A 26311-nucleotide genomic window follows, 5' to 3' on the forward strand; every position below is an offset into this window, starting at 1 on the left:
GAGGGGATCACCACGAATCGCAAAGACGCGTCGAAACCAGGAGTGAGAGCAACAGTGCGTTTGCCAAGACGCACTTTGCTCTAGCAGTTAAAGAGGAATGCGCATGTCCGTCCGCAGGCTCGCGCCCCAGGAACTCCAGCCGGCAAGCTTTGCCTTCACGTCCGAAAACGAGGCGTGGGTGGAAAAGCAGATTGCCAAATACCCGCCCGGCCGCCAGGCCTCGGCGGTGATACCGCTGTTGTGGAAGGCGCAGGAACAGGCCGGTGGCTGGGTGTCCCAGGCAGCGATCGAGGTGATCGCGGCGCGTCTGGGCATGGCGAAGATCCGCGTTCTGGAGATCGCGACCTTCTACACCATGTTCAACCTGGAGCCGGTGGGCAAATATTTCATACAGCTCTGCGGTACCACGCCCTGCCAGCTGCGCGGCGCCGAGGCGATCCGCGACGTGGTCAAGAAACGCGTCGGTCCGGAACGTCATGTGACCGCCGATGGCAATTTCTCATGGCTGGAGGTCGAGTGCCTCGGGGCTTGCTGCAATGCGCCGATGGTGCAGATCAACGCCGATTTCTATGAAGATCTCACGCCCGAGATCATGGAACGCATCATCGACGATCTCGCTGCCGGCAAGGAAGTGAAGCCGGGGCCACAGAACGGCCGCTTCTCGTCCGAGCCGGAAGGAGGCGCCCAGACCCTGAACGACCCGGCGCTCTATGACGGCTCGGTCATCGGCTCCTGGAAAAAGCGCTTCGAGGAAGAAAAGGCCAAGCTGGAAGCCGCGAAGGCCGAGGCAGCCAAGGCGGAAGCTGCAAAGGCTGCCGGTACACCTCCTCCTCCTGCTCCCGCTACGACGGCGGCACCTGTAGCTGCAGCTCCGGCGGCAGCGCCAGCCCCCGCCGCACCGGTGCCCGCTCCTGTTTCCGATGATCACAAGCCGGTCCTGCTGAAGGCCGCTCGCGAGGGCGGGCCTGACGATCTCAAGCTGATCCACGGCGTTGGTCCCAAGCTCGAGGAAATGCTGCACCAGATGGGTGTCTATCACTTCGATCAGATCGCCGCCTGGAACGACAGCAACCTTGCCTGGGTCGACCAGAATCTCGGGGCTTTCAAGGGTAGGGCCCTGCGGGACGGCTGGATCGAGCAGGCCAAGAAACTGGCTACCGGCTGGCGTCCCGAAAACCCGGCCGGCGAGAAGTTGGATTGAAGTGGGCGGGAAGGGGCATGACGCCATCCTTCCCACCTGAGCGTTTTAAGAAGTTTCATTATTGACAGGTTCGCCATGCTTGCTGATCGCGACCGCATCTTCACCAATCTCTACGGCCTCCAGTCACCCGGACTGCAGGCGGCCATCAAGCGTGGCTCGTGGGACGGTACCAAGCAGATCCTCGAGATGGGCCAGGACTGGATCATCAACGAGATGAAGGCTTCGGGCCTGCGGGGACGCGGCGGCGCCGGCTTCCCCACCGGCCTGAAATGGTCCTTCATGCCGAAGAAATCGGATGGCCGGCCGAGTTATCTCGTCGTCAATGCCGACGAGTCCGAGCCGGGCACCTGCAAGGATCGCGAGATCATGCGGCATGATCCGCAGCATCTGGTCGAAGGCTGCCTGATCGCCTCCTTCGCCATGAATGCGCATGCCTGCTATATCTATATCCGCGGCGAATATATCCGTGAGCGCGAGGCCCTGCAGCGCGCCGTCGACGAGGCCTACGAAGCCGGCCTGATCGGCAAGAACAATAAGCACGGCTGGGATTTCGATCTCTACGTCCACCATGGCGCCGGTGCCTATATCTGCGGCGAGGAGACCGCGCTGCTCGAAAGCCTCGAGGGCAAGAAGGGCATGCCGCGCATGAAGCCGCCCTTCCCGGCGAATATGGGTCTGTATGGCTGCCCGACCACGGTCAACAATGTCGAGTCGATCGCCGTTGCCCCCACCATTCTGCGGCGCGGGGCCGGCTGGTTCGCCGGCATCGGCAATCCCAATAATGTCGGCACCAAGCTCTTCTGCGTGTCGGGGCATGTGAACAAGCCCTGCAACGTCGAAGAGGCGATGGGCATTCCCTTCCGCGAACTGATCGAGCGCCATTGCGGCGGCATCCGCGGCGGCTGGGACAATCTGAAGGCCGTGATCCCCGGCGGCTCCTCAGTTCGCATGGTGCCGGCCGAGCAGATCATCGACACGCCGATGGATTTCGACTCGCTGTCGAAGCTGCGCTCGGGCCTGGGCACTGCCGCCGTCATCGTGATGGACAAGTCCACCGACGTGGTGCGCACCATCGCCCGGCTTGCCTATTTCTACAAGCATGAGAGCTGCGGCCAGTGCACGCCCTGCCGCGAAGGTACGGGCTGGATGTGGCGCGTGCTCACCCGCATGGCGGAAGGACGTGCCCAGAAGCGCGAGATCGACATGCTGCTCGACGTCACCAAGCAGGTCGAAGGGCATACGATCTGTGCTCTGGGTGACGCAGCGGCCTGGCCGATCCAGGGCCTGATCACCCATTTCCGTCATGAGATCGAAGCGCGCATCGATCAATATGCCGCCAACCCCCATTCCACCCCTGTCCTGCAGGCGGCGGAATAGCAGGCCGGCTCCCGCCGGTTGCAACTTATCAGGGCCGGGATCGCCTCCCGTTTCCGGCCTTTCAGAGCGCTGAATTTTCGCTTCGCGATGTTGATCGCGGCACGGAATTTTGCGAAGTCGAGTTTGGAAAGAGTCTGGATTGCGTCTTGCAGTCCAGGCCTGATCGTCAAGGTTATCCATGGCCAAGTTGATCGTCGACGGACAGGAAATCGAGGTCCCGGCGGAGTACACACTCCTCCAGGCCTGTGAGGTCGCGGGTGCTGAGATCCCGCGTTTCTGCTTCCACGAGCGCCTGTCGATTGCCGGCAATTGCCGCATGTGTCTGGTCGAGGTGAAGGGCGGTCCGCCCAAGCCCACGGCTTCCTGCGCCATGGCGGTACGCGACCTGCGTCCAGGCCCGAACGGCGAGCCGCCGGTGGTGCTCACCAAGAGCCCGATGGTCAAGAAGGCGCGTGAAGGGGTGATGGAGTTCCTGCTCATCAACCATCCGCTGGACTGCCCGATCTGCGACCAGGGCGGCGAGTGCGACCTGCAGGACCAGGCCATGGCCTACGGCGTCGACAAGAACCGCTATGCCGAGAACAAGCGCGCGGTCGAAGACAAATATATCGGTCCGCTGGTCAAGACGGTGATGAACCGCTGCATCCATTGCACGCGCTGCGTCCGCTTCACCACGGAAGTCGCCGGCGTCTCCGAGCTCGGCGCCATCGGGCGTGGCGAGGACATGGAGATCACCACCTATCTCGAAAAGGCGATGAGCTCCGAACTGCAGGGCAATGTCATCGACCTCTGCCCGGTCGGCGCCCTGACCTCCAAGCCCTACGAATTCCATGCCCGTCCCTGGGAGCTCTCCAAGACTGAATCCGTCGACGTGATGGATGCGGTGGGCTCAGCCATCCGCATCGATGCGCGCGGCCGGGAAGTGCTGCGCATCGTGCCGCGCACCAATGAGCTGGTGAACGAGGAGTGGATCTCCGACAAGACCCGCTTCATCTGGGACGGCCTGCGGACCCAGCGTCTCGACCGACCCTATCTGCGTGTCGATGGCCGCCTCAAGCCGGTCACCTGGCAGGAGGCTTTTGCCGCCATCGCGACCAAGGTGAAGGCTGCCAAGCCGGAACGCATCGGCGCCATCGCCGGCGATCTCGCGGCGGTGGAGGAACTGTTCGCGCTGAAGGATCTCATCGGCAAGCTCGGCTCCAAGAACCTCGACGCCCGGCAGGACGGCGCCAAGATCGATCCTGCCCTGGGCCGCGCCGGCTACCTGTTCAACCCGACCATCGCCGGCCTCGAAGAGGCGGATGCGATCCTGCTGGTCGGCACCAATCCGCGCAAGGAAGCCTCGGTGCTCAATGCCCGCATCCGCAAGCGTTGGTTGCGCGGCGCCAAGGTCGGCCTGATCGGCGAGCAGGCCGATCTGACCTACACCTATGATTATCTCGGCGCCGGACCCGATACCCTGGCCGATCTCGCCGCCGGCAAGGGCGCCTTCGCCGATCTGCTGAAGGGGGCGGCCAAGCCCGTCATCATCGTGGGTGGCGGTGTCTATGCTCGTCCGGACGGCGCAGCCCTGCTGTCGCTGGCCGCCAAGGCCGCCCAGGCCCTCGGCGTGGTCAAGGAGGGCTGGAACGGCTTCGGCGTGCTGCACAATGCGGCCTCGCGTGTCGGTGCGCTCGATGTCGGTTTCGTGCCGGGCGAGGGCGGCCTCGATGCCGCCGGCATGGCCAAGGCCGGCGCGCTCGACGTGCTCTTCCTGCTGGGCGCCGACGAGATCACCATCGAGCCGGGTGCCTTCGTGGTCTATCAGGGCAGCCATGGCGACCGCGGCGCGCATCGTGCCGACGTCATCCTGCCGGCCGCCGCCTATCCCGAGCGTTCGGGCCTGTTCGTCAACACCGAAGGCCGGGTCCAGCTCGCCAACCGCGCCGCGTTCCCGCCCGGCGAGGCACGTGAGGATTGGGCGATCCTGCGAGCCCTGTCGGAAGCCGTCGGAGCCAAGCTCGGCTATGACTCGCTCGCTGCCTTGCGCAAGGCCCTGTTTGCCGCCATTCCCCATCTCGGCCAGATCGGCCAGGTTGCCGCGGCCGATGTCGCCGGCATCTCGGTTCTGGCGAATGTCGGTGGCGACTTCGACAGGGCGGCTTTCGCGGCTGCGATCAGCGATTTCTATTTGACCAACCCCATCGCGCGCGCTTCGGCCGTGATGGCGCAGTGTTCGCAGCTCGCCTCGGGCGCGCTGCCGCTGGCGGCGGAGTAAGGACGGGCCATGACGATCTGGGAAACACTCCTGTGGAAGGTAGGCCTGCCGGCGCTGCAAAGCGTGGTTCTGCTGGTCTGCCTGCTTGTCTTCATCGCCTATTACCTGCTGGCCGACCGCAAGGTCTGGGCAGCCGTACAGCTGCGCCGCGGTCCCAACGTCGTCGGGCCGTTCGGGCTGTTCCAGTCCTTCGCCGACCTGCTCAAGTTCGTGCTCAAGGAGCCGGTGATCCCGGCGGGCGCGAACAAGGGCGTCTTCCTGCTCGCTCCCTTCGTCACCTGTGTGCTGGCGCTGGCCGGTTGGGCCGTGCTGCCGGTGGCGGCCGGCACGATGATCGCCGACATCAATGTCGGCATCCTCTATGTCTTCGCCATCTCCTCTCTTGGTGTCTACGGCACCATCATGGCGGGCTGGGCCTCGAACTCGAAATATCCCTTCCTGTCGGCCCTGCGCGCCGCGGCCCAGATGGTGTCCTATGAAGTCTCGATCGGCTTCGTCATCATCACCGTGCTGCTCTGCGCCGGCTCGCTGAACCTGACGGCCATCGTCGACGCTCAGCACAGCCGCGGTCTTGCCAGCCTGATCGGTCTGCCCTGGCTGACCTTCCTGAACTGGTACTGGCTGCCGCTCTTCCCGATGTTCATCATCTTCTTCATCTCGGCCCTGGCCGAGACGAACCGGCCGCCCTTCGATCTGGCCGAAGCCGAGTCCGAGCTCGTGGCCGGCTTCATGGTCGAATACGCCTCCACGCCCTACCTGCTATTCATGCTGGGCGAGTATGTGGCGATCATGACCATGTGCGCCCTGACCACCATCCTGTTCATGGGAGGCTGGAGCGCGCCGATCGATCTGCCGCCCTTCACCTGGATCCCGGGGTTCATCTGGTTCCTGGTCAAGGTGACCTTCGTCTTCTTCATGTTCGCGATGGTGAAGGCCTTCGTGCCGCGCTACCGCTATGACCAGCTGATGCGTCTCGGCTGGAAAGTTTTCCTGCCGCTGTCGATCGCCATGGTCGTGATCGTCGCAGGCTTCCTCCAGATCACCGGATGGGCACCATGACCGCCGCCAATCCCAGCCGGCCGCGCGTCGGTCTCGATCAGGCCGCCAAGGCGCTGTTCCTGAAGGAATTCGTTTCGGCCTTCTTCCTGTCGATGCGCTATTTCTTCAAGCCGAAGGCAACGTTGAACTATCCCTTCGAAAAGGGCCGGCTGTCGCCGCGTTTCCGGGGCGAGCACGCCTTGCGTCGCTATCCCAACGGTGAAGAGCGCTGCATCGCCTGCAAATTGTGCGAAGCGATCTGCCCGGCCCAGGCCATCACCATTGAGGCCGGCCCGCGCGGCAATGACGGCACGCGGCGGACGACCCGCTACGACATCGACATGGTCAAGTGCATCTATTGCGGCTTCTGCCAGGAAGCCTGCCCGGTGGATGCCATCGTCGAGGGGCCGAACTTCGAGTTCGCCGTCGAGACGCGAGAAGAGCTATTCTACGACAAGGACCGTCTTCTGAGCAATGGCGACCGCTGGGAGCGGGAAATCGCCAAGAACATTGCCAAGGACGCACCTTATCGCTAGGCGCCGAGCGGACCTGACGGACCGAGTTTGTTTGTATGTGCTTCAGCCAGGCTGAAGCGGTTTGAGACTAGACGGCACGGAAACGGGCCGGAGAGGGGTTTGAACATGAATGTGGCGACAGCCTTCTTCTACCTGTTCGCCTTTGTTTGCGTGGCATCGGCCTTGATGGTCATCCTGTCGCGCAACCCTGTGCATTCGGTGCTCTATCTGATCCTGGCCTTCGTCAATGCGGCCGGCCTGTTCATGCTCACCGGGGCCGAGTTCCTCGCGTTGATCCTGATCGTGGTCTATGTCGGCGCCGTCGCCGTGCTCTTCCTCTTCGTGGTGATGATGCTCGACGTCGATTTCACCGAGCTGCGCCAGGGCTTCTTGCAATATCTGCCCATCGGTTTCCTGGTCGGCCTGATCGTGCTGATCGAACTGCTGATGGTGGTGGTCGGCTGGGCGATCTCTCCCGGCATCGTCGTCAACCCGCAGACGCAGATCGATACTTCCGTCACCAACACCGAGGCGCTCGGCCGCGTGCTCTACACGCAATATGCCTTCTTCTTCCAGGGCGCCGGCCTGGTGCTGCTGGTGGCTATGATCGGCGCCATCGTGCTGACACTGCGCCACAAGGAAGGCGTCAAGCGCCAGAATCCGGCCCTGCAGTCGGCGCGCACCAAGGCGCAGTCGGTCGAGGTCATCAAAGTTCAGCCAGGGCAGGGGATCTGACACATGGCCGTCGATCTTTCCCATTTTCTCGCCGTCGCCGCCGTTCTCTTCACCATCGGCGTGCTCGGGATTTTCATCAACCGCAAGAACGTCATCGTCATCCTGATGTCGGTGGAACTCATCCTGCTTGCGGTGAACATCAATATGGTCGCCTTCTCCGCGGCGCTGCACGACATTACGGGCCAGGTCTTCACCCTGCTGATCCTGACGGTCGCCGCCGCCGAGGCCGCGATCGGTCTGGCCATTCTGGTGGCGTTCTACCGTAATCGCGGTTCGATCGCCGTCGAAGATATCAACGTGATGAAGGGCTGAGGGCGTGTATAACGCAATTGTCTTCCTGCCGCTCCTCGGCTTCCTGATTGCCGGCATCGCCAACATGCTGACCTGGCGCCTGGCGCCGGCCGATGCTGCCGAGACCTCCGGGCATGGCCACGGCGACCATGGCCATGGTGCCCACGGGCACGACGCGCATGGTCATGACGATCACGGCCATGACTCCCATGGTCACGACGATCATCACGCCGTCGAGGAATCCCCGCATTCGCCCGGCAAGATCCATTTTGCCGAATATGTCACGACCGGCCTGCTGTTCGTGTCCTGCCTGCTGTCCTGGGTTGCCTTCATCAATGTCGGCTTCAACGGCGCTACCGCCTCGGTTCCGGTGCTCGACTGGATCCATGTCGGCAAGCTGCAGATCGACTGGGCCCTGCGCGTCGATACGCTGACGGCCGTGATGCTGGTGGTGGTCACCACCGTGTCTTCGCTCGTCCACCTCTATTCCGTCGGCTACATGGAAGAGGATCCTGCACGGCCGCGATTCTTCGCCTATCTGTCGCTGTTCACCTTCGCCATGCTGATGCTGGTGACCTCCGACAATCTGGTGCAGATGTTCTTCGGCTGGGAAGGCGTGGGCCTGGCCTCGTATCTCCTGATCGGATTCTGGTACAAGAAGCCCTCGGCCAATGCGGCGGCGATCAAGGCCTTCGTGGTCAACCGCGTCGGCGATTTCGGTTTCCAGCTCGGCATCTTCGCGGTGTTCGTGATCTTCGGTCAGGTCGGTTTCGAGGGCATCTTCAAGGAAGCCGCCAGCAAGGCCGAGACCAGCATCCACTTCCTCGGTTATACGCTGCCGGCGCTTGAGGTGGCCTGCGTGCTGCTGTTCATAGGAGCCATGGGCAAGTCTGCGCAGTTCCTGCTGCACACCTGGCTGCCGGATGCGATGGAAGGCCCGACGCCGGTCTCCGCGCTCATCCATGCCGCTACCATGGTCACGGCGGGCATCGTGATGGTGGCGCGCCTGTCGCCGCTGTTCCAGCACGCCCCGAATGCGCTGGCCTTCGTCACCTTCATCGGTGCCACCACGGCCTTCTTCGCCGCCACGGTTGGCCTAGTCCAGAACGACATCAAGCGTGTCATCGCCTACTCGACCTGTTCGCAGCTCGGCTACATGTTCGTGGCGCTGGGCGTCGGCGCCTACAATGTCGGCGTGTTCCACCTGTTCACCCACGCCTTTTTCAAGGCGCTGCTGTTCCTCGGTGCCGGCTCGGTCATCCATGCCATGCATCATGAGCAGGACATGCGGCACATGGGCGGCCTGAAGTCGAAGATCCCGCTGACCTATTGGGCTATGATCATCGGCACCTTGGCGCTCACCGGCTTCGGCGTTCCCTTCACCCAGATCGGCTTCGCCGGCTTCAATTCCAAGGACGGCATCATCGAGGCGGCCTGGGCTGCCTATGCCGAAGGCGGCCACCTGATCCCGCTTTATGCCTTCTGCATGACGGTGATCGCGGCCCTGATGACCTCCTTCTACTCCTGGCGCCTGATCTACATGACCTTCCATGGGCAGACCCGGGCCGATGCGCATACCTATGACCATGCGCATGAATCGCCGATGCCGATGATGATCCCGCTGGCAGTGCTGTCGGTCGGCGCGGTGATCGCGGGCATGGTGTTCCACCATTCCTTCGCCACCGAGGAAGGGCTGGAGCATTTCTGGCGCGAGGCCGTGTCACTGGGCGAGGGGACCAAGATCCTCGAGGGCATGGAGCATGTTCCATGGCTCGTTCATCTGGCACCTTTCGCGATGATGGCCATCGGCTGGGCCACGGCCTATTACATGTACATCGTCAAGCCTTCGGTGCCGGCGGCCATCGCTGCCCGCAATCCGCTGCTCTACAACTTCCTGCTCAACAAGTGGTATTTCGACGAGCTGTATGACTGGGCCTTCGTCCGCCCGGCCAAGTGGCTCGGCCGCTTCCTGTGGAAGAAGGGGGATGGCGCCGTCATCGACGGCCTTGGCCCGGATGGTGTCTCGGCCCGCGTCGTCGACGTCACCCGCGGCGTCGTCAAGCTGCAGACCGGCTATCTCTATCACTATGCCTTCGCCATGCTGATCGGCATCGCGGCCTTGTTCACCTGGTCCATGCTCGGAGGCACGCACTGATGTCCTGGCCGGTTCTTTCCGTCACGACCTTCCTGCCCCTGGTGGGCGTGGTGCTGATGCTCGTGCTTCGGGGTGACTCCGAAAGCGTGAAGCGCAATTCGCGCATCATCTCGCTGTGGACCACCATCGCGACCTTCGTCGTCTCGCTCTTCCCGTTGTTTGCCTTCGATCCGGCAAACACCAGCTTCCAGTTCGTGGAGAACACCAACTGGCTCGGCGGCACCACGGGCGGGGCGATCAACTATCGCATGGGCGTCGACGGCATTTCGCTGCCCTTCGTCATCCTGACCACCTTCCTGATGCCGTTCTGCATCCTCGCCTCCTGGCGCTCGATCCAGAACCGCGTGCGCGAATACATGATCGCCTTCCTCGTGCTGGAGACGCTGATGATCGGCGTGTTCTGCGCGCAGGACATCGTGCTGTTCTACCTGTTCTTCGAAGGCGGCCTGATCCCGATGTTCCTGATCATCGGCATCTGGGGCGGACAGCGGCGCATCTATGCCAGCTTCAAGTTCTTCCTCTACACGCTGCTCGGCTCGGTGCTGATGCTGATCGCCATCATGGCGATGTATTGGAATGCCGGCTCTTCGGACATCGCCGTGCTGCTCAAGCACCCGTTCCCGGTGCAGATGCAGACCTATCTGTGGCTGGCCTTCTTCGCGTCCTTCGCCGTGAAGATGCCGATGTGGCCGGTGCACACCTGGCTGCCCGACGCCCATGTCGAGGCGCCGACGGCGGGTTCGGTCATCCTGGCCGGCATCCTGCTGAAGATGGGCGGCTACGGCTTCATCCGCTTCTCGCTGCCGATGTTCCCTGCGGCGTCCGAATATTTCGCGCCGCTGGTGTTCACGCTCTCGGTCATCGCCATCGTCTACACCTCGCTGGTGGCGCTGATGCAGGAGGACATCAAGAAGCTGATCGCCTACTCGTCGGTCGCCCATATGGGCTTCGTCACCATGGGCCTGTTCTCGATGAACGAGCAGGGCGTGCAGGGCGCGATCTTCCAGATGATCTCCCATGGCATCGTCTCGGGTGCGCTGTTCCTGTGCGTCGGCGTGGTCTATGACCGCATGCATACCCGCGAGATCGCGGCTTATGGCGGCCTGGTCAACCGCATGCCCTGGTATGCGCTGGCGCTGATGGTCTTCACCATGGCCAATGTCGGCCTGCCCGGCACGTCCGGCTTCGTCGGCGAGTTCCTCACGCTGGTGGGTGCCTTCTCGACCAACACCTGGGTGGCCTTCTTCGCCACGTTCGGCGTGATCCTGTCGGCGGCCTATGCGCTCTGGCTCTATCGCCGCGTCGTCTACGGCGCGTTGGAAAAGCCGAGCCTGGCCGGTATCGCCGATCTCACCGGCCGGGAGTTCATCATCCTGGCCCCGCTGGTGCTGCTCACGATCTATTTCGGCGTCTATCCCAAGCCGATCCTGAACATGAGCGAAGCCGCCGTCACCCATCTCATCCAGGCGGCGAAAGCTGCCAGCGTTGCGCTTAACTGATCCGAAGGCGAGCCATGTCTGCTTCTGAAATTGCAACGGCGCTTCCGGAAATCGTTCTGGTCCTCGGCGCCATCGCTCTGCTGATGATCGGTGTCTTCTCGGCGCCGCGCGGCTACGGCATGGTCACCACCCTTTCGGTGGTGTTGCTGGCCGTGGTCGCGGTGCTGGTGGCCATGAGCACCGATGGCAAGGCCTTCAACGGTTCCTTCAGCGTCGATGCCTTCGCCCGCTTCACCAAGATCCTGGTCCTGATCGGCTCTGGAACGGCGATCGTGATGTCGAGCGACTTCCTGCGCTCGCGCGGCATCGAGAAGTTCGAATATCCGGTGATGATCCTGCTGGCCACCACCGGCATGATGATGATGCTGTCGGCCAACGACCTCATCGCCCTCTATATCGGGCTGGAATTGCAGTCGCTGGCCCTCTACGTCATCGCTTCCATCCATCGCGACGACCTGAAGTCCACCGAGGCGGGCCTCAAATATTTCGTCCTCGGCGCGCTCTCCTCGGGCATGCTGCTCTATGGCGCATCGCTGATCTACGGTTTCGCCGGCACCGTGTCGTTCACCGGCATCGCTGCTGCGGTGCAGGGGCATGTCGGCCTCGGCCTCGTCTTCGGCATTGTCTTCCTGCTGGCCGGCCTGGCCTTCAAGATCTCGGCCGTGCCCTTCCATATGTGGACGCCCGACGTCTATGAGGGCGCGCCCACGCCGGTGACCACCCTGTTTGCCGGTGCGCCGAAGATTGCCGCCATGGGGCTGCTGGTCCGCGTGATCATCACCTCCTTCCCGGCAGCGCTTGCCCAGTGGCAGCAGATCGTGGTGTTCATCGCCATCGCCTCGATGGCCCTTGGTTCCTTCGCGGCGATCGGCCAGAGCAACATCAAGCGCCTGATGGCCTATTCGTCCATCGGCCATATGGGCTTTGCCCTGGTCGGCTTGGCTGCAGGGACCTCGGAGGGCGTGCAGGGCGTGCTGATCTATCTGGCGCTCTATCTGGCCATGACCATCGGCACCTTTGCCGTGATCCTGTCGATGAAGCGCAGGGGCGCCTATGTCGAGAGTGTCAGCGATCTCGCCGGCCTGTCGAGCAAGCAGCCGATCATGGCCTATGCGCTCGCCGCGCTGATGTTCTCGCTGGCGGGCATTCCTCCGCTCTCCGGTTTCTGGGCCAAGTGGTATGTGTTCGTCGCCGCCGTGCATCAGGGCCTGTGGCCGCTGGCAATCCTCGGCGTGCTCTCCAGCGTGGTGGGGGCCTTCTATTACCTGCGCATCATCAAGGTGATGTTCTTCGACGAGCCCGCCGAGGAGTTCGAGCCGATGTCGGCTTCGCTCGCCGGGGTGCTTGCCATCGCTACCATCGTGACGGTGTTCTTCATTGTCTGGCCGACTCTGGTGACCGGTCCGGCCGCGGCTGCGGCCGCCTCGCTCCTGCCCTCGGGCTGATGCAAGCAGGGGCAATGAAACGCGGCCGATGAAACTTGGAGTTCAGGCACAGGCGGCAGGCTTCCGTCATCTACACTTCGACTCGATTGGTTCGACCAATGTCGAAGCCCTGCAGCGCGGACAGGACCGCCTGTGGGTGACGGCCGGCGAGCAGGTCTCCGGCAAGGGGCGGCGCGGCCGCCCCTGGAGCTCTCCGCAGGGCAATCTCTATGCCTCGCTGCTGCTGGTCGATCCCGCCGAACCGCGGCGGGCGGCCGATCTTTGTTTCGTTGCCGCCCTGGCGCTCAGCGATGCGGTGCTCGCCACCGCGCCGCGTGCCGCCGCGGCGCTGGCCCTGAAATGGCCCAATGACGTCTTGATCGGCGGCGCCAAGCTCGCCGGTATCCTGGTCGAAGGCGCCCATGCCGGCGGTGGTTTTTCGGCGGTGATAGGCTGCGGGGTCAACATCGCCAGCCATCCCGAAGGCACGCCCTATCCGGCCACGCATCTTGCGGCGAGCGACGCCGCCATCAATGTCGAGAGCTTTTTCGTGGCGCTGACGGACGGCTTTGCCCGGCGTCTGGAGCAATGGCAGCGCGGTGCCGGCTTTGCCGCCATCCGCGAGGCCTGGCTGCAGCGCGCTGCCGGGCTCGGACGCCGCATCGTCGTGCGCCTGCCCTCGGGCGACATCGATGGCGTGTTCGAGGCTCTCGACGCCGAAGGCGTACTGATCCTGCGCGACGATGCCGGAGCGCGACGTGAAATTTCGGCGGGCGAGATCTTCTTTCCGGGCCTGGTCCCTTGAGCAAAGCGCGTTTGGGGGAAACGCTCTTTTGCTCGAACTCTTTCGTACGACACGTCTTTGCGATTCTTGGTGATTCCGCCGGATCGCAAAACGCTTTAATTCATCCGATTCATGAAGAGTTTGGCTGCCTTCGTTGCAGCCTGATGCGAATAATGGGGCCAACGCGCCCGTAAGGAACCAAACATGGCACGCGATACCTCCGACCTCGTCTTCTGCGCCCTCGGCGGCATTGGCGAGATCGGCATGAACATGGCGCTTTACGGCTATGGCCCGGCGAATAAGCGTCAATGGCTGATGGTCGATTGCGGCGTGTCGTTTGCCGACGACAACCTGCCGGGCGTCGACCTCGTCATGCCCGATACCCGCTTCATCGAGGCGCAGCGCAAGAATTTGACGGGCATCGTGATCACCCATGCGCATGAGGACCATTTCGGCGCACTCATCCATCTTTGGCCGAAACTGCAGGTGCCGGTCTATGCCACCAAGTTCACCGCGGCCCTGCTGGAGGCCAAGCGCCTGCACGATCCCGATGCGCCCAAGATCGATCTGCGCATCATCCCCTCCCAGGCGCGATTCACGCTGGGGCCGTTCGACATCGAATTGATCAATGTCGCCCATTCCATTCCAGAGTCGAATGCGCTGGCGATCCGCACCCCTGCGGGCATGGTCGTCCACACCGGTGACTGGAAGATCGACGAGACGCCGGTGATCCCGCCCACGACCGATGCCGCACGGCTCAAGGCATTGGGGGATGAAGGCGTGCTGGCCCTGGTCTGCGATTCCACCAATGCAATCCGCGACGGGCGTTCTCCCTCCGAGCGCGACGTCGCCAAGAATCTGGCGGAGATCATCGGCGCGAGGAAGGGCAGGGTGGCCGTCACCACCTTCGCTTCCAATGTCGGGCGCATTCGTTCGATCGCCGAAGCCGCCATGGCGAACGACCGCAGCGTGGTGATCGTCGGCCGGGCCATGGAGCGGGTTTGCCAGGTCGCACGCGAATGCGGCCTGCTCGACGGCATTCCCGATTTCCTGAGCCCGGAAAGCTACGGCTTCCTGCCGCGGGAGAAGGTGGTCGCCGTGCTCACCGGCAGCCAGGGCGAGCCCCGCGCTGCGCTGGCGCGCATCGCCCGGGGCGAGCACCCTGAGGTCACGCTGGCCAAGGGCGATACGGTGATCTTCTCCTCGCGCACCATTCCGGGCAATGAGAAGGCCGTCGGCAACATCATCAACGGCCTGGTGCGGCAGGGGGCGGAGATCGTCACCGATCGCAACCAGCTCGTGCATGTCTCCGGCCATCCGCGGCGCGGCGAACTCACCGACATGTATCACTGGACGCGGCCGAAGATCGCCATTCCCGTGCATGGCGAAGCCTGGCACTTGGCCGAACATGCCGAACTCGCCCGTTCGCTCGGCGTGCCTGAAGTCGTCGCGGCCGGTGACGGCCAGATCATCGCGTTGCGCGAAGGTGATACCAAGGTGGTGGACGAGGCGCCGACCGGGCGTATCTGCCTCGATGGTGACGTGCTGATCAACGCATCCGAGGAGACTATCCCCCAACGTCGGCGCCTGTCCTGGTCCGGTGCTGTCTCGGTTGCGCTCGCTCTGTCCGAGAAGGGCGAGATCGTCAACGAGCCGGATGTGAAATTCTCCGGCCTGCCAGTGCGTGTCGGTGATGGTCGCCTGATGGACGACGTCATCGCCGATGCCGCCCTGCTGGTGATCGACAGTCTGCCCAAGCCCAAGCGACGCGATCCCGACGCGGTCGAACTGGCGGTGGAGCGCGCCGTGCGCTCGGCTGTGAACGCAGTGTGGGGCAAGAAGCCTGTTTGTCATGTGATCGTGCTGGTGGTCTGATAGCCGGCCTGGGTTTGCAGGATGGAATCGCGCCATGACAGTTGCAGATCGAGCCAGCACCCGCACCCGCCGTAAATCCGTCGATGCCGAGGAAGAGCGTAACGGTTTTCAGCGCATCGCCCTGCTGTTGCAGGGCGGGGGCGCGCTCGGTGCCTATCAGGCCGGTGCCTATCAGGCGCTTGAAGAGGGAGGCGTCCAGCCCAACTGGATCGCCGGTATTTCCATCGGTGCCATCAACGCGGCTCTGATCGCCGGCAATGCCCCCGGCGAACGTGTCGCCAAGCTTCGGCGCTTCTGGGAGATGGTGAGCGACCCGCCCTTCGAACCGGCTCTCGAATGGGTCCGCCTGTTCGCCCGGGAGGGCGACCGCCAGCACAAGCTGGTGAACCAGGTCCTGGCCGGTCAGGTTCTGCTGAAAGGAGCGCCGAAATTTTTCGAGCCGCGCTTTCCGCCGCCCTATTTCATGCCGGCCGGTTCCATCGGCGCCACCAGTTTCTATGATACCGCACCCCTCAAGCAGACTCTGCTGCAGCTGGTCGATTTCGATCGGCTCAACAGCGGCGAGACCCGCTTTGCGGTTGGAGCGGTCAATATCGCCAGCGGCAATTTCGCTTATTTCGACAATGGCAACGGCACGGCGCGCATCACGCCGGAACATATCATGGCAAGTGGCGCTCTGCCGCCCGGTTTCCCGCCGATCGAGATCGACGGGCAATTCTATTGGGATGGCGGCCTGGTCTCGAACACGCCCCTGCAATGGATCCTGGAGCAGCAGGATCTCGATACGATCGCCTTCCAGGTCGATCTGTGGAATGCCCGCGGCGACATCCCCAAGGACATGGCCGAGGTCGAGGTCCGGCAGAAGGAGATCCAATATTCCAGCCGCACGCGGGCGGCGACCACCCGCGCTCGTGAACGCCAGCGCCTTCGTGGCGCACTCAAGCGCATCCTGGCGGAATTGCCGGCGGATTTCGGCCTGGAGGACGATGTCGAACTGCTCAGCAAGGCAGTCGAGCGCAAGGCCTGTAATATCGTGCAGCTGATCTACAGGGCCCGCAAATATGAAGGGGCCAGCAAGGATTATGATTTCTCCCGCCTGATGATGGAGGAGCATTGGGCTTCAGGCTACGAGGATGCCCGCCATGCCCTCGGCCATCCGGAGATCTTTCGCAAGCCCCGCAATGTGGAGGCCTTCGCCAGCTACGATTTCGGCGGAAGCTAGCGCCCCTGGGATCGCGGGCGTCTCGTCTGCCCTTGGAAACATCGAATTTGCCGGAAAGGAAGATGCAGGCGAGACGCCTGCCGTCTCAGGCGGAAACATGCTTGCCATTGTCGGCTTGGCGGCTCATATACGATCGCTTTCCCGCCTGATTTAACGAACGCACAGAGACGCCGATGCCTGCCTATCGTTCCCGTACCACCACCCATGGCCGCAACATGGCCGGTGCCCGTGGCCTCTGGCGCGCCACCGGCATGAAGGACGGGGATTTCGGCAAGCCGATCATCGCTGTCGTCAACTCCTTCACCCAGTTCGTGCCCGGCCATGTCCATCTCAAGGATTTGGGACAGCTGGTGGCCCGCGAGATCGAACAGGCCGGCGGCGTCGCCAAGGAGTTCAACACCATCGCGGTGGATGACGGCATCGCCATGGGCCATGACGGCATGCTCTATTCGCTGCCTTCGCGCGAACTCATCGCCGACAGCGTGGAATATATGGTCAACGCCCATTGCGCCGATGCGATGGTTTGCATTTCGAACTGCGACAAGATCACCCCCGGCATGCTGATGGCCTCGCTGCGCCTCAACATTCCCACGGTGTTCGTGTCCGGCGGGCCGATGGAGGCCGGCAAGGTCGTCCTCGGCGGCCAGAAGAAGGCGCTCGATCTCGTCGACGCCATGGTCGCGGCCGCCGACGACAAGGTCTCGGACGAAGACGTCAAGGTGATCGAGCGCTCGGCTTGCCCGACCTGCGGCTCCTGCTCGGGCATGTTCACCGCCAACTCGATGAACTGCCTCACCGAGGCCCTCGGCCTGTCGCTGCCGGGCAATGGCTCGACGCTCGCCACCCATGCCGACCGCAAGCGCCTCTTCGTCGAGGCCGGCCATCTCGTCGTCGATCTGGCGCGCCGCTATTACGAGCAGAACGATGAGAGCGTGCTGCCGCGCAAGATCGCCAGTTTCGGGGCTTTCGAGAATGCCATGACGCTCGATATCGCCATGGGCGGCTCGACCAATACGGTGCTGCATATCCTGGCTGCCGCCCATGAGGGCGAGATCGCCTTCACCATGGACGATATCGACCGGCTGTCCCGCCATGTGCCGGTGCTCTGCAAGGTCGCCCCGGCCGTCAGCCACGTCCATATGGAGGACGTCCATCGCGCCGGCGGCATCATGGGCATTCTCGGCGAGCTCGACCGCGCCGGCCTGATCAATCGCGACCTGCCGACCGTGCATTCGGCCAGCATGGCGGAAGCCCTCGATCGGTGGGACGTCGTGCGTACCAAGAGCGAGAGCGTGCGCGAGTTCTTCAAGGCCGCGCCGGGCGGCGTGCCGACCCAGGTCGCCTTCAGCCAGGACCGGCGCTGGGACGATGTCGATCTCGACCGCGAGAAGGGCGTGATACGCTCGGCTGAGCATGCCTATTCCAAGGATGGCGGCCTCGCCGTGCTGAAGGGCAATCTGGCGCTCGACGGCTGTATCGTGAAGACGGCCGGCGTCGACGAGTCCATCCTGAAATTCGCCGGCCCGGCCGTGGTGTTCGAGAGCCAGGATGCGGCCGTGGACGGCATCCTCAACGGTAAGGTCAAGGCCGGCGACGTCGTCGTCATCCGCTACGAAGGACCGCGCGGCGGGCCGGGCATGCAGGAAATGCTGTATCCGACCAGCTATCTGAAGTCGAAGGGACTGGGCAAGGCCTGCGCCCTGATCACCGATGGCCGCTTCTCCGGCGGCACTTCGGGCCTGTCGATCGGCCACGCCTCGCCGGAAGCGGAAGAGGGCGGCACCATCGGCCTGGTCGAGCCCGGCGATCGCATCGAGATCGACATTCCCAACCGCACCATCGTGCTGGCCGTGCCGGAAGCCGAGCTTGAGCGCCGTCGCTCCGTCAAGGGAGCCGCGCCCTGGCGCCCGGCCGCGCCGCGCAAGCGCAAGGTCACCACGGCCCTGCGCGCCTATGCCGCCATGGCCACCAGCGCCGCCAAGGGTGCCGTGCGCCAGGTTCCGGATTTCGATTGAGCCCGGCGTGCCGGTCTTCTCAACTCCATCGAGAGATGGAGTGGGACCGGCACGTTCTTCCTGGGCTCGCCGGCTTCCAGCCGGCTCTTCCTCATCGGCGGGGGCAGTGCTTCCAAGAGCCGGCTGGAAGCCGGCGGTCCCAGGAAACCCTCAACCGCCTCTAGCCAGCTTCTCCAGCGCCTCGCCGGTCAGGCGGCAGCCGATCCATTCCTTGCGCAGCACGGCCCCCTGTCTCTGGTAGAAGCCGATGGCAGGTTCGTTCCAGTCGAGCACGGACCATTCGAGGCGTCCCAGCTTTTCCGTGACACAGCGCTTGGCAAGATGGCCCAGCAGGGCCTGGCCGATGCCGTGGCCGCGATAGGCGTCCCGGACGAACAGATCCTCCAGATAGATGCCGTGGCGGCCGAGGAAGGTCGAGTAGCTGTAGAACCACAACGCAAAGCCGGCCGTCTCGCCCTGCCATTCCGCGATCTCACAGAAGACGCGCGGATTGGTGGCGAACAGGCTGGCCCGGATGTCGGCTTCGGTGGCAACCGCCTCCTGCTCCAGCTTCTCGTAGAGCGCCAGGCCTCGGATCAAATCCAACACGGTTGCGGTATCGGCCGGTTCGGCGCGGCGGATGGTCAGGGACATTATCGTGCTCCAACAAAAAGCCCGCCTTGAGGGCGGGCTGACTGTGTAGCCTGAAACCGTGATTTCAACAGTAACTCAGGCCGCGTCGATATCGTTCAGGCCGAGGCGCTTGTCGAGATAGGACGAACAGGACGCGATCAGTTCGTCCGTCTTGTTGTCGAAGAAGTGGTTGGCACCGGCAATGACCGATTGCTCGATGACGATACCCTTCTGCGTCTTCAACTTCGACACCAGTGTCTCGACGTCCTTGAGCGGTGCGACGCGATCGGCATCGCCGTGGACGATCAGGCCGGAGGACGGGCAGGGGGCGAGGAAGGAGAAGTCGAAGCGATTGGCGGGTGGGGCAACCGAGATGAAACCCTCGATCTCCGGGCGGCGCATCAGGAGCTGCATGCCGATCCAGGCCCCGAACGAGACGCCGGCGATCCAGCAGGACTTGGCGTCGGGCGTCACCGCCTGGACCCAGTCGAGCGCCGAGGCGGCATCGGAGAGCTCACCGGCGCCGTGGTCGAAGGAGCCCTGGCTGCGGCCGACGCCGCGGAAATTGAAGCGCAAGGCCGAAAAACCGCGCTGCACGAAGGCATAGAACAGATCGTAGACGATCTTGTTGTTCATCGTCCCGCCGAATTGCGGATGCGGATGCAGGACAATCGCAATGGGGGCCCCACGCTGCTTGGACGGCTGGAAGCGGCCTTCGATGCGGCCTGCCGGGCCGGTGAACGTAACTTCGGGCATATATTGAGTTGCCTTTTTCGTGTGCCAGAGCAGTGCTCGGTTGATCCGAACGGTTCCCGATCAGCCGAGTTCCGCGAGAACTTCGAAACCTTGCAGGATATCCGGGCCCTCCTTAGGGCGGACCGCGAATTCCCGCTTGGGACGCGCGCTCCGGCTCCGATGACTGGCCTTGACGGCTGAGGGAGGCAGGAGTATGACTTTAGAATAATTCTAATGGCTTAGAACCATTCTAAAGAAGCTCACCGCTCGGATGCGATGCGCTCTGATCCATGCGCCGATGAGGACGCATTGCACCCAGCCCGCGTTCGGGTAGCGCTTCTTAACACGAAGAGCAGGGCGTTTTGCAAGCTTTTCCGCATCGGTAGAGCGGCAGAACAATGGATTTTTGAGGTTTGACCAGGTCGCGCACCTATCTGGACCACAATGCAACCACGCCGTTGCGGCAGGAGGCTCGCGCCGCCATGCTGTCCGCGCTGGATCTGTGTGGTGCGCCATCTTCGGTGCATGCGGATGGCCGTGTGGTGCGCAAGCTGGTGGAGGCGGCGCGCCATGATGTCGCCAATCTCGTCGGCGCGCTCGCCAAGAACGTGGTTTTCTGCGCCTCCGCTACGGAAGCCAACAATCTCGCCCTCAATCTTGACTGGCAACGCCCCGGCAAGCCGCCCCTCCGGCGCATGGCTGTGTCCAGCGTGGAGCATGCCAGCGTATTGAATGGCGTGCGTCCGCAGGGCACGGAACTCGACCTGTTGCCGGTGGATGGGAATGGGGTGCTCGACCTCAAGGCACTCGAGGGGCGGCTGAGCGCTTGGCACGAACGCGGAGAGACGGGCCTCGTGTCGGTGATGCTGGCCAACAACGAGACCGGAGTGGTGCAGCCGGTGGCCGAGATTGCCGCTCGTGTGCGTGAGGCCGGCAGCCTGTTTCATTGCGACGCCGCACAGGCGGCAGGAAAAATCTCCTGTTTGATCAACGAAATCGGGGCCGATCTTCTAACGATTTCGAGCCACAAGCTTGGCGGACCGCTTGGCGCCGGCGCGTTGGTATTGGCCAGCGATAGCCTGCATCAGCCCAATGCTCTCATCCGCGGCGGCGGCCAGGAGAAGGGATTGCGGGCCGGTACCGAGAACGTACCGGCTCTGGCCGGCTTTGGCGCGGCAGCACGCGCCGCCGCGCGGGAGCTCGCGGCTTACGGGCAGGAGAGCCTTGCCTTGCGTTCGAAGCTGGAGGCGGCGTTGCGGGACGCGTCGCCGGACATTGTGCTGTTCGGCGAGGGCGTCCGGCGCCTGCCCAACACGCTGAATTTCGCCGAACCGGGGATGGCGGCGGAAACGACATTGATTGCGCTGGATCTTGAGGGTATTTCCGTCTCCTCGGGATCTGCCTGCTCGTCGGGCAAGGTGAAGGTCAGCCATGTGCTGACAGCGATGGGCGTGGCGCCGGCGCTGGCCGGTAGCGCCTTGCGCGTATCGCTGGGACGGGAAACCACAGTCCAAGAGATCGAGTTTTTCGTCGCGGCCTGGAAAAGGCTGCGCAAGAACTTACATGACAGAAGGCATCGGGCAGCATAAATCCCTGTCCGATCTGTAAAATTTGCTGCTTTCGGGTGGCACCAGGAGACCAACATGCCTGCAGTCCAGGAAACCGTCGAACAGGTCCGGGCGATCGACGTCGACCAATATAAATATGGCTTCGTCACGGACATCGAGATGGAGCTTGCACCCAAAGGCCTGTCCGAAGAGATCGTGCGCTACATCTCGGCCAAGAAAGGCGAGCCTGACTGGATGACCGAATGGCGCCTCGATGCCTACAGGCGCTGGATCACCATGCAGGAGCCGACCTGGGCTCGCGTGGAATATCCGCCGATCGATTTCCAGGATCTCTATTATTATGCGGCGCCCAAGCAGAATGCCGCGCCGAAATCGCTCGACGAGATCGATCCGGCCATTCTCAAAACCTATGAGAAGCTCGGCATTCCTCTGCGCGAGGTCGAAATCCTCGAAGGCGTGGCGCCGGCCAACCGCATCGCCGTCGATGCGGTGTTCGACTCGGTCTCCGTCGTCACCACCTTCAAGGAGGAATTGAAGAAGGCTGGCGTGATCTTCTGCTCCATCTCCGAGGCGCTGCGCGAGCATCCGGACCTGGTGAAGAAGTATCTCGGCACCGTGGTGCCGACCACCGACAATTTCTATGCGACGCTGAACTCGGCCGTGTTCTCGGACGGGTCCTTCGTCTATGTGCCGCCGGGCGTGCGCTGCCCGATGGAGCTGTCGACCTATTTCCGCATCAACGAGGAAAAGACCGGGCAGTTCGAGCGCACTTTGATCATCGCCGACAAGGGCGCCTATGTCTCCTATCTCGAAGGCTGCACGGCACCGCGCCGCGACGAGAACCAACTCCACGCCGCCGTGGTCGAGTTGATCGCGCTGGAAGACGCCGAGATCAAATATTCCACCGTGCAAAACTGGTATCCGGGCGATTCCGAGGGCAAGGGCGGTATCTACAATTTCGTCACCAAGCGCGGCGATTGCCGCGGCGCGCGCTCGAAGATTTCCTGGACGCAGGTCGAGACCGGTTCGGCCATCACCTGGAAGTACCCGTCCTGCATCCTGCGCGGCGAGGGCTCCCAGGGCGAGTTCTATTCGATCGCCGTGTCGAATGGCCGCCAGCAGGTCGACAGCGGCACCAAGATGATCCATCTCGGCAAGAATACCAAGAGCCGGATCATATCCAAGGGCATCTCGGCCGGCCATTCCAACAACACCTATCGCGGCCTGGTCTCTGCCCATCGCAAGGCCACCGGTGCCCGCAACTTCACCAATTGCGACTCGCTGCTGATCGGCGAGCACTGCGGGGCGCACACCGTGCCCTATATCGAATCGAAGAATTCGACGGCGGTGTTCGAGCATGAGGCCACCACCTCGAAGATCTCGGACGACCAGCTGTTCTATTGCCTCCAGCGCGGCCTGTCGGCCGAGGAGGCGACGGCGCTGATCGTCAACGGCTTCGTCAAGGACGTGCTGCAGCATTTGCCGATGGAATTCGCGGTCGAGGCGCAGAAGCTCATCTCCATCAGCCTCGAAGGCAGCGTCGGCTAAGGCGGCGCGTCACCTCTTTCACGCTCCGGCGTCACTATTTCTAGGAACTCTACGATGCTCGAAATCAAGAACCTCCATGCCGAAATCGACGGCAAGCCGATCATCCAGGGGCTGAGCCTCACGGTGAAGGACGGCGAAGTCGCGGCGATCATGGGCCCGAACGGCTCCGGCAAGTCGACCCTTTCCTATATCCTGGCCGGCAAGGAGGATTATGAGGTCACGCAGGGCGAGATCCTGCTCGACGGCGAGAACATCCTGGAGATTCCGGTCGAGGAGCGCGCGGCACGCGGCGTCTTCCTGGCCTTCCAATACCCGCTGGAAATTCCCGGCGTCGCCACCATGACCTTCCTGAAGGCGGCCTTGAATGCCCAGCGCAAGGCGCGTGGCGAGGCCGAGCTCTCCACGCCGGACTTCATCAAGCGTGTCAACAGTGCTGCCGATGAGCTTAAGATCTCGAAGGAAATGCTGCGCCGCGCCTTCAATGTCGGCTTCTCCGGCGGTGAGAAGAAGCGTATGGAAATCCTGCAGATGGCTCTGCTGCAGCCGAGCCTCGCCGTGCTCGACGAGACCGATTCCGGCCTCGATATCGACGCGCTGCGCATCGTGGCGGACGGCGTGAACGCGCTGCGCTCGCCCAAGCGCTCCTTCATCGTCATCACCCATTATCAGCGCCTGCTCAACCATATCGTCCCCGATAGCGTGCATGTCCTCTCCAAGGGCCGCATCGTGAAGTCGGGTGGCAAGGAACTGGCGCTCGAGCTCGAAGCCAACGGCTATCGCGACTACGAGGAAGCTGCGTAACCATGGCCAATATCGTTGCTGTAAAGACTTCGGCCGAGACGGCGCTGGATGAGGCGTTCGGCGGCCTGCGCGAGACGCTGCCCGGTGCGGCGACCGTGCGCGGCCTGCGCGAGGGGGCGATTGCCCGCTTCCGCGCAAGCGGCCTGCCGCATCGCCGGGTCGAGGAGTGGAAATATACCGACCTGCGCAACCTGATGCGCGATGCCAATCCCGTTGCTACCAGCCCGCGGGGAACACCCGGTGCGGCGGGCAAGGCGGAGGAGTTTCTCGCCGGGCTCGAGCATATCCGCCTGGTGATCGTCGACGGCGCCTATTCTCCGGCGCTGTCGAATCTTGCCACATTGCCGGCGGGGTTGAAGGTGACGTCGCTCGCCGAGGCGCTCGCCTCGACGGACGATGCGCTCATCGCCGATCTCAGCGCCGGAGCGCCTGACAATTCCGTGCTCGATCTCAACACCGCCTTCATGAGCGACGGCGTGGTTGTGAGCGTCGATGCGGGCGTCGAAATCGGCCTGCCGGTTGCCATCGAGACCCGCCACACCGGTACGGTGGCGCAGGCAACCTTCACGCGGTCGCTCGTTGTCCTGGGCGCCGGCGCCAAGCTGACGCTGATCGACAGCTATGAGGGGCCGGAGGGCGTTGCCCATCAGACCAATGCGGCGCTCGCCGTCAAGGTCGGCGACGGTGCCGAACTGCAGCGCATCAGCTTCCAGGTCCAGGGCCTGGAGGCCCAGCACATCTCCACCGTGCTGGCCTCGCTCGGCAAGGAAGCTCTGTTGCAGAGCTTCGCCCTGGAGGCTGGCGCAGCCGTGGCGCGCAACCAGCTCTTCGTCACCTATAAGGGTGACGATGCCAAGATCGTGTTGTCGGGCGCGACGCTGCTGGCCGGCAAGCGCCATGCCGACACCACTTTGGTGGTGGATCATACGGCACTGGGCGGTGAGAGCCGCGAGCTTTTCCACGCGGTCATCGACGACGAGGCCCGCTCGGTGTTCCAGGGCAAGATCGTGGTTCGTCCCGGTGCACAGAAAACGGACGGGCGCATGATGAGCCGTTCGCTGCTGCTGTCGGAGACGGCCGAGGCCAATGCCAAGCCGGAACTCGAGATCTTCGCCGATGACGTCGTCTGCGCCCATGGCGCGACCTGCGGCGCCCTGGACGAGGATTTGTTGTTCTACTGCAAGGCCCGCGGCATCCCGCAGAAGGAGGCCGAGGCGATCCTGGTGCAGGCTTTCGTCGGCGAGGCCATCGAGACGGTAGAGAACGAGGAACTGCGTGAGCGCCTCAACGCCCTCACTGAGGCCTGGCTCGACAAGCGGGTCTGAAGGAGTGGCGGCCACGGGCCGCCATTCCAGGGTTGCGATTGATGGGGTGGCGGGACCGCCACTCCGAGTGAAGGAACAGGAACGTGAACAAGCCCGTCGCCGCACTTCCTTATGATCTGGCTAAGGTCCGTGCCGACTTTCCGGCCCTGTCCCTGCAGGTCCACGGCAAGCCGCTGGTCTATCTCGACAATGGCGCATCGGCCCAGAAGCCCCAGGCGGTGCTCGATCGCATGATGCATGCCTACACGCATGAATATGCGAATGTTCACAGGGGCTTGCATTATCTTGCGAATGCGGCGACGGAAGCGTATGAGGCCGGCCGCGAGAGCGTGCGCAAATTCCTCAACGCCCCCTCGATCGAGCAGATCATCTTTTCGCGGTCGGCAACTGAATCCCTCAACCTCGTCGCCGCCTCCATGGGGCGGCTGCTCGAGATCGGCGAGGGCGACGAGATCGTGCTCTCGATTATGGAGCACCATTCCAACATCGTACCCTGGCACTTCCATCGTGAACGCGCCGGTGCCGTGCTGAAATGGGCGCCGATCCGCGAAGACGGCTCCTTCGATATCGAGGCTTTCGAAAAGCTCCTGGGGCCGCGCACCAAGATGGTCGCGATCACCCATATGTCGAACGTGCTGGGCACGGTGACGCCACTCAAGGAAATCGTCGCCCTGGCCCATGCCCGCGGCATTCCGGTATTGGCCGACGGCAGCCAGGGCGCTGTGCATCTCGATGTCGACGTCCAGGATCTCGACGTCGATTTCTACGCCTTCACCGGCCACAAGGTCTATGGGCCCACCGGCATCGGCGTGCTCTACGGCAAGAAGGAGTGGCTGGAGCGCATGCCGCCCTTCAATGGCGGAGGCGAGATGATCGGCGAGGTGACCGAGGACAACATCACCTATGCCACGCCGCCCCATCGCTTCGAAGCCGGCACGCCGCCGATCGTGCAGGCGATCGGGCTGGGTGCGGCAGTGGACTACATGATGGCGCTCGGCCGCGACAATATCCGGGCTCACGAGGAGAAGCTCCTGCATTATGCCCAGGAGCGCCTCTCCAAGCTCAATTCGATCCGGATTTTTGGTGAGGCGCCGGGCAAGGGTGGTATCGTCTCCTTCGAGCTGAAGAATGCCCATGCCCATGACGTAGCGACCGTGCTGGATCGCTACGGTATCGCGGTGCGGGCAGGAACACATTGCGCTCAACCGCTTTTGGCGCGATATGGCGTAACTTCGACCTGCCGCGCATCCTTCGGGCTTTACAATACGCTCGACGAGGTAGATGCACTGGTCGAGGCGCTGATCAAGGCGCAGAGCTTTTTCGCATGACGGAGG

General features: G+C 63.3%; 21 protein-coding genes. 19 read left to right on the forward strand and 2 right to left on the reverse strand.

From position 1 onward, the window contains the following. Positions 1-103 precede the first annotated feature (103 nt). From nuoE to ilvD, 14 genes are all read left to right on the forward strand, one after another. On the forward strand, positions 104-1201 hold the full coding sequence (nuoE, locus tag ACIGJE_RS15880) for an NADH-quinone oxidoreductase subunit NuoE (RefSeq protein ID WP_311938190.1): 1098 nt from the start codon (positions 104-106) through the stop codon (positions 1199-1201). A gap of 75 nt (positions 1202-1276) precedes the next feature. Beyond that, positions 1277-2578 carry an NADH-quinone oxidoreductase subunit NuoF gene (nuoF, locus tag ACIGJE_RS15885; RefSeq protein ID WP_311938192.1) on the forward strand — a complete coding sequence of 434 codons (1302 nt, stop codon included), beginning with the start codon at positions 1277-1279 and terminating at the stop codon, positions 2576-2578. A gap of 178 nt (positions 2579-2756) precedes the next feature. Then, positions 2757-4835, forward strand: coding sequence for an NADH-quinone oxidoreductase subunit NuoG (nuoG, locus tag ACIGJE_RS15890; protein ID WP_483677914.1), 2079 nt, complete (start codon positions 2757-2759; stop codon positions 4833-4835). Between the two features lie 9 nt (positions 4836-4844). Beyond that, positions 4845-5894, forward strand: coding sequence for an NADH-quinone oxidoreductase subunit NuoH (nuoH, locus tag ACIGJE_RS15895; protein WP_068282537.1), 1050 nt, complete (start codon positions 4845-4847; stop codon positions 5892-5894). Further along, the gene (nuoI, locus tag ACIGJE_RS15900) at positions 5891-6409 is read left to right on the forward strand and encodes an NADH-quinone oxidoreductase subunit NuoI (RefSeq protein WP_311938196.1); all 519 of its coding nucleotides are present in this window, start codon (positions 5891-5893) and stop codon (positions 6407-6409) included. Before nuoH ends, nuoI begins: the two co-directional genes overlap by 4 nt. A gap of 105 nt (positions 6410-6514) precedes the next feature. Next, positions 6515-7123: an NADH-quinone oxidoreductase subunit J gene (locus ACIGJE_RS15905; RefSeq protein WP_068282540.1), complete on the forward strand. Its 609-nt coding sequence runs from the start codon at positions 6515-6517 to the stop codon at positions 7121-7123. Between the two features lie 3 nt (positions 7124-7126). Beyond that, complete coding sequence (gene nuoK, locus ACIGJE_RS15910; protein WP_068282543.1) at positions 7127-7435, forward strand: NADH-quinone oxidoreductase subunit NuoK; 309 nt, start codon at positions 7127-7129, stop codon at positions 7433-7435. Positions 7436-7439: 4 nt separating this feature from the next. Beyond that, the gene (gene nuoL, locus ACIGJE_RS15915; RefSeq protein ID WP_483677917.1) at positions 7440-9569 is read left to right on the forward strand and encodes an NADH-quinone oxidoreductase subunit L; all 2130 of its coding nucleotides are present in this window, start codon (positions 7440-7442) and stop codon (positions 9567-9569) included. Continuing rightward, positions 9569-11068: an NADH-quinone oxidoreductase subunit M gene (locus tag ACIGJE_RS15920; RefSeq protein WP_311938201.1), complete on the forward strand. Its 1500-nt coding sequence runs from the start codon at positions 9569-9571 to the stop codon at positions 11066-11068. The genes nuoL and ACIGJE_RS15920 overlap by 1 nt, the downstream gene beginning before the upstream one ends. 14 nt (positions 11069-11082) lie before the next feature. Beyond that, complete coding sequence (gene nuoN / locus ACIGJE_RS15925; RefSeq protein WP_311938202.1) at positions 11083-12513, forward strand: NADH-quinone oxidoreductase subunit NuoN; 1431 nt, start codon at positions 11083-11085, stop codon at positions 12511-12513. A gap of 28 nt (positions 12514-12541) precedes the next feature. Continuing rightward, positions 12542-13297 (forward strand): biotin--[acetyl-CoA-carboxylase] ligase, encoded by a 756-nt coding sequence (locus ACIGJE_RS15930; protein ID WP_311938204.1) that lies wholly within the window; start codon positions 12542-12544, stop codon positions 13295-13297. Positions 13298-13480: 183 nt separating this feature from the next. Then, positions 13481-15151 (forward strand): ribonuclease J, encoded by a 1671-nt coding sequence (locus tag ACIGJE_RS15935; RefSeq protein ID WP_311938206.1) that lies wholly within the window; start codon positions 13481-13483, stop codon positions 15149-15151. Positions 15152-15185: 34 nt separating this feature from the next. Next, a complete protein-coding gene (locus ACIGJE_RS15940) occupies positions 15186-16373 on the forward strand; it encodes a patatin-like phospholipase family protein (protein ID WP_415087374.1) in 1188 nt (395 codons plus the stop codon). A gap of 173 nt (positions 16374-16546) precedes the next feature. After that, positions 16547-18388 (forward strand): dihydroxy-acid dehydratase, encoded by a 1842-nt coding sequence (gene ilvD / locus ACIGJE_RS15945; RefSeq protein WP_311938210.1) that lies wholly within the window; start codon positions 16547-16549, stop codon positions 18386-18388. A 150-nt stretch (positions 18389-18538) separates the two neighbouring features. Here the strand turns inward: ilvD and ACIGJE_RS15950 are convergent, their stop codons facing one another. Beyond that, the gene (locus ACIGJE_RS15950; RefSeq protein ID WP_311938212.1) at positions 18539-19021 is read right to left on the reverse strand and encodes a GNAT family N-acetyltransferase; all 483 of its coding nucleotides are present in this window, start codon (positions 19019-19021) and stop codon (positions 18539-18541) included. Between the two features lie 75 nt (positions 19022-19096). Then, on the reverse strand, positions 19097-19756 hold the full coding sequence (locus tag ACIGJE_RS15955) for an alpha/beta hydrolase (RefSeq protein ID WP_105862965.1): 660 nt from the start codon (positions 19754-19756) through the stop codon (positions 19097-19099). A gap of 392 nt (positions 19757-20148) precedes the next feature. On the opposite strand from ACIGJE_RS15955, the gene ACIGJE_RS15960 reads away from it, so the two are divergent. The 5 genes from ACIGJE_RS15960 to ACIGJE_RS15980 all read left to right on the forward strand — a co-directional run bounded on the left by ACIGJE_RS15960 (position 20149) and on the right by ACIGJE_RS15980 (position 26305). Then, entirely contained in the window at positions 20149-21324 is a 1176-nt protein-coding gene (locus ACIGJE_RS15960; protein ID WP_483677921.1) for a cysteine desulfurase family protein, read from the forward strand. Positions 21325-21378: 54 nt separating this feature from the next. Then, positions 21379-22851, forward strand: a complete 1473-nt coding sequence (gene sufB / locus ACIGJE_RS15965) for a Fe-S cluster assembly protein SufB (RefSeq protein ID WP_367622614.1) — start codon at positions 21379-21381, stop codon at positions 22849-22851. Positions 22852-22905: 54 nt separating this feature from the next. Then, positions 22906-23652 (forward strand): Fe-S cluster assembly ATPase SufC, encoded by a 747-nt coding sequence (gene sufC / locus ACIGJE_RS15970; protein WP_068282568.1) that lies wholly within the window; start codon positions 22906-22908, stop codon positions 23650-23652. Positions 23653-23654: 2 nt separating this feature from the next. After that, on the forward strand, positions 23655-24977 hold the full coding sequence (gene sufD / locus ACIGJE_RS15975; protein ID WP_415086897.1) for a Fe-S cluster assembly protein SufD: 1323 nt from the start codon (positions 23655-23657) through the stop codon (positions 24975-24977). 83 nt (positions 24978-25060) lie between these two features. Further along, the gene (locus ACIGJE_RS15980) at positions 25061-26305 is read left to right on the forward strand and encodes a cysteine desulfurase (protein WP_367622617.1); all 1245 of its coding nucleotides are present in this window, start codon (positions 25061-25063) and stop codon (positions 26303-26305) included. Positions 26306-26311 lie beyond the last annotated feature (6 nt).

Source organism: Labrys sp. E2SS-1L (assembly GCF_057073705.1).

What these genes read in the sequence shown, in the direction of transcription:
- nuoE (WP_311938190.1), top strand. Translation starts at nt 104, where the DNA reads ATGTCCGTCCGCAGGCTCGCGCCCCAGGAACTCCAGCCGGCAAGCTTT.
- nuoF (WP_311938192.1), top strand. Translation starts at nt 1,277, where the DNA reads ATGCTTGCTGATCGCGACCGCATCTTCACCAATCTCTACGGCCTCCAG.
- nuoG (WP_483677914.1), top strand. Translation starts at nt 2,757, where the DNA reads ATGGCCAAGTTGATCGTCGACGGACAGGAAATCGAGGTCCCGGCGGAG.
- nuoH (WP_068282537.1), top strand. Translation starts at nt 4,845, where the DNA reads ATGACGATCTGGGAAACACTCCTGTGGAAGGTAGGCCTGCCGGCGCTG.
- nuoI (WP_311938196.1), top strand. Translation starts at nt 5,891, where the DNA reads ATGACCGCCGCCAATCCCAGCCGGCCGCGCGTCGGTCTCGATCAGGCC.
- ACIGJE_RS15905 (WP_068282540.1), top strand. Translation starts at nt 6,515, where the DNA reads ATGAATGTGGCGACAGCCTTCTTCTACCTGTTCGCCTTTGTTTGCGTG.
- nuoK (WP_068282543.1), top strand. Translation starts at nt 7,127, where the DNA reads ATGGCCGTCGATCTTTCCCATTTTCTCGCCGTCGCCGCCGTTCTCTTC.
- ACIGJE_RS15920 (WP_311938201.1), top strand. Translation starts at nt 9,569, where the DNA reads ATGTCCTGGCCGGTTCTTTCCGTCACGACCTTCCTGCCCCTGGTGGGC.
- nuoN (WP_311938202.1), top strand. Translation starts at nt 11,083, where the DNA reads ATGTCTGCTTCTGAAATTGCAACGGCGCTTCCGGAAATCGTTCTGGTC.
- ACIGJE_RS15930 (WP_311938204.1), top strand. Translation starts at nt 12,542, where the DNA reads ATGAAACTTGGAGTTCAGGCACAGGCGGCAGGCTTCCGTCATCTACAC.
- ACIGJE_RS15935 (WP_311938206.1), top strand. Translation starts at nt 13,481, where the DNA reads ATGGCACGCGATACCTCCGACCTCGTCTTCTGCGCCCTCGGCGGCATT.
- ACIGJE_RS15940 (WP_415087374.1), top strand. Translation starts at nt 15,186, where the DNA reads ATGACAGTTGCAGATCGAGCCAGCACCCGCACCCGCCGTAAATCCGTC.
- ilvD (WP_311938210.1), top strand. Translation starts at nt 16,547, where the DNA reads ATGCCTGCCTATCGTTCCCGTACCACCACCCATGGCCGCAACATGGCC.
- ACIGJE_RS15950 (WP_311938212.1), bottom strand. Translation starts at nt 19,021, where the DNA reads ATGTCCCTGACCATCCGCCGCGCCGAACCGGCCGATACCGCAACCGTG.
- ACIGJE_RS15955 (WP_105862965.1), bottom strand. Translation starts at nt 19,756, where the DNA reads ATGCCCGAAGTTACGTTCACCGGCCCGGCAGGCCGCATCGAAGGCCGC.
- sufB (WP_367622614.1), top strand. Translation starts at nt 21,379, where the DNA reads ATGCCTGCAGTCCAGGAAACCGTCGAACAGGTCCGGGCGATCGACGTC.
- sufC (WP_068282568.1), top strand. Translation starts at nt 22,906, where the DNA reads ATGCTCGAAATCAAGAACCTCCATGCCGAAATCGACGGCAAGCCGATC.
- sufD (WP_415086897.1), top strand. Translation starts at nt 23,655, where the DNA reads ATGGCCAATATCGTTGCTGTAAAGACTTCGGCCGAGACGGCGCTGGAT.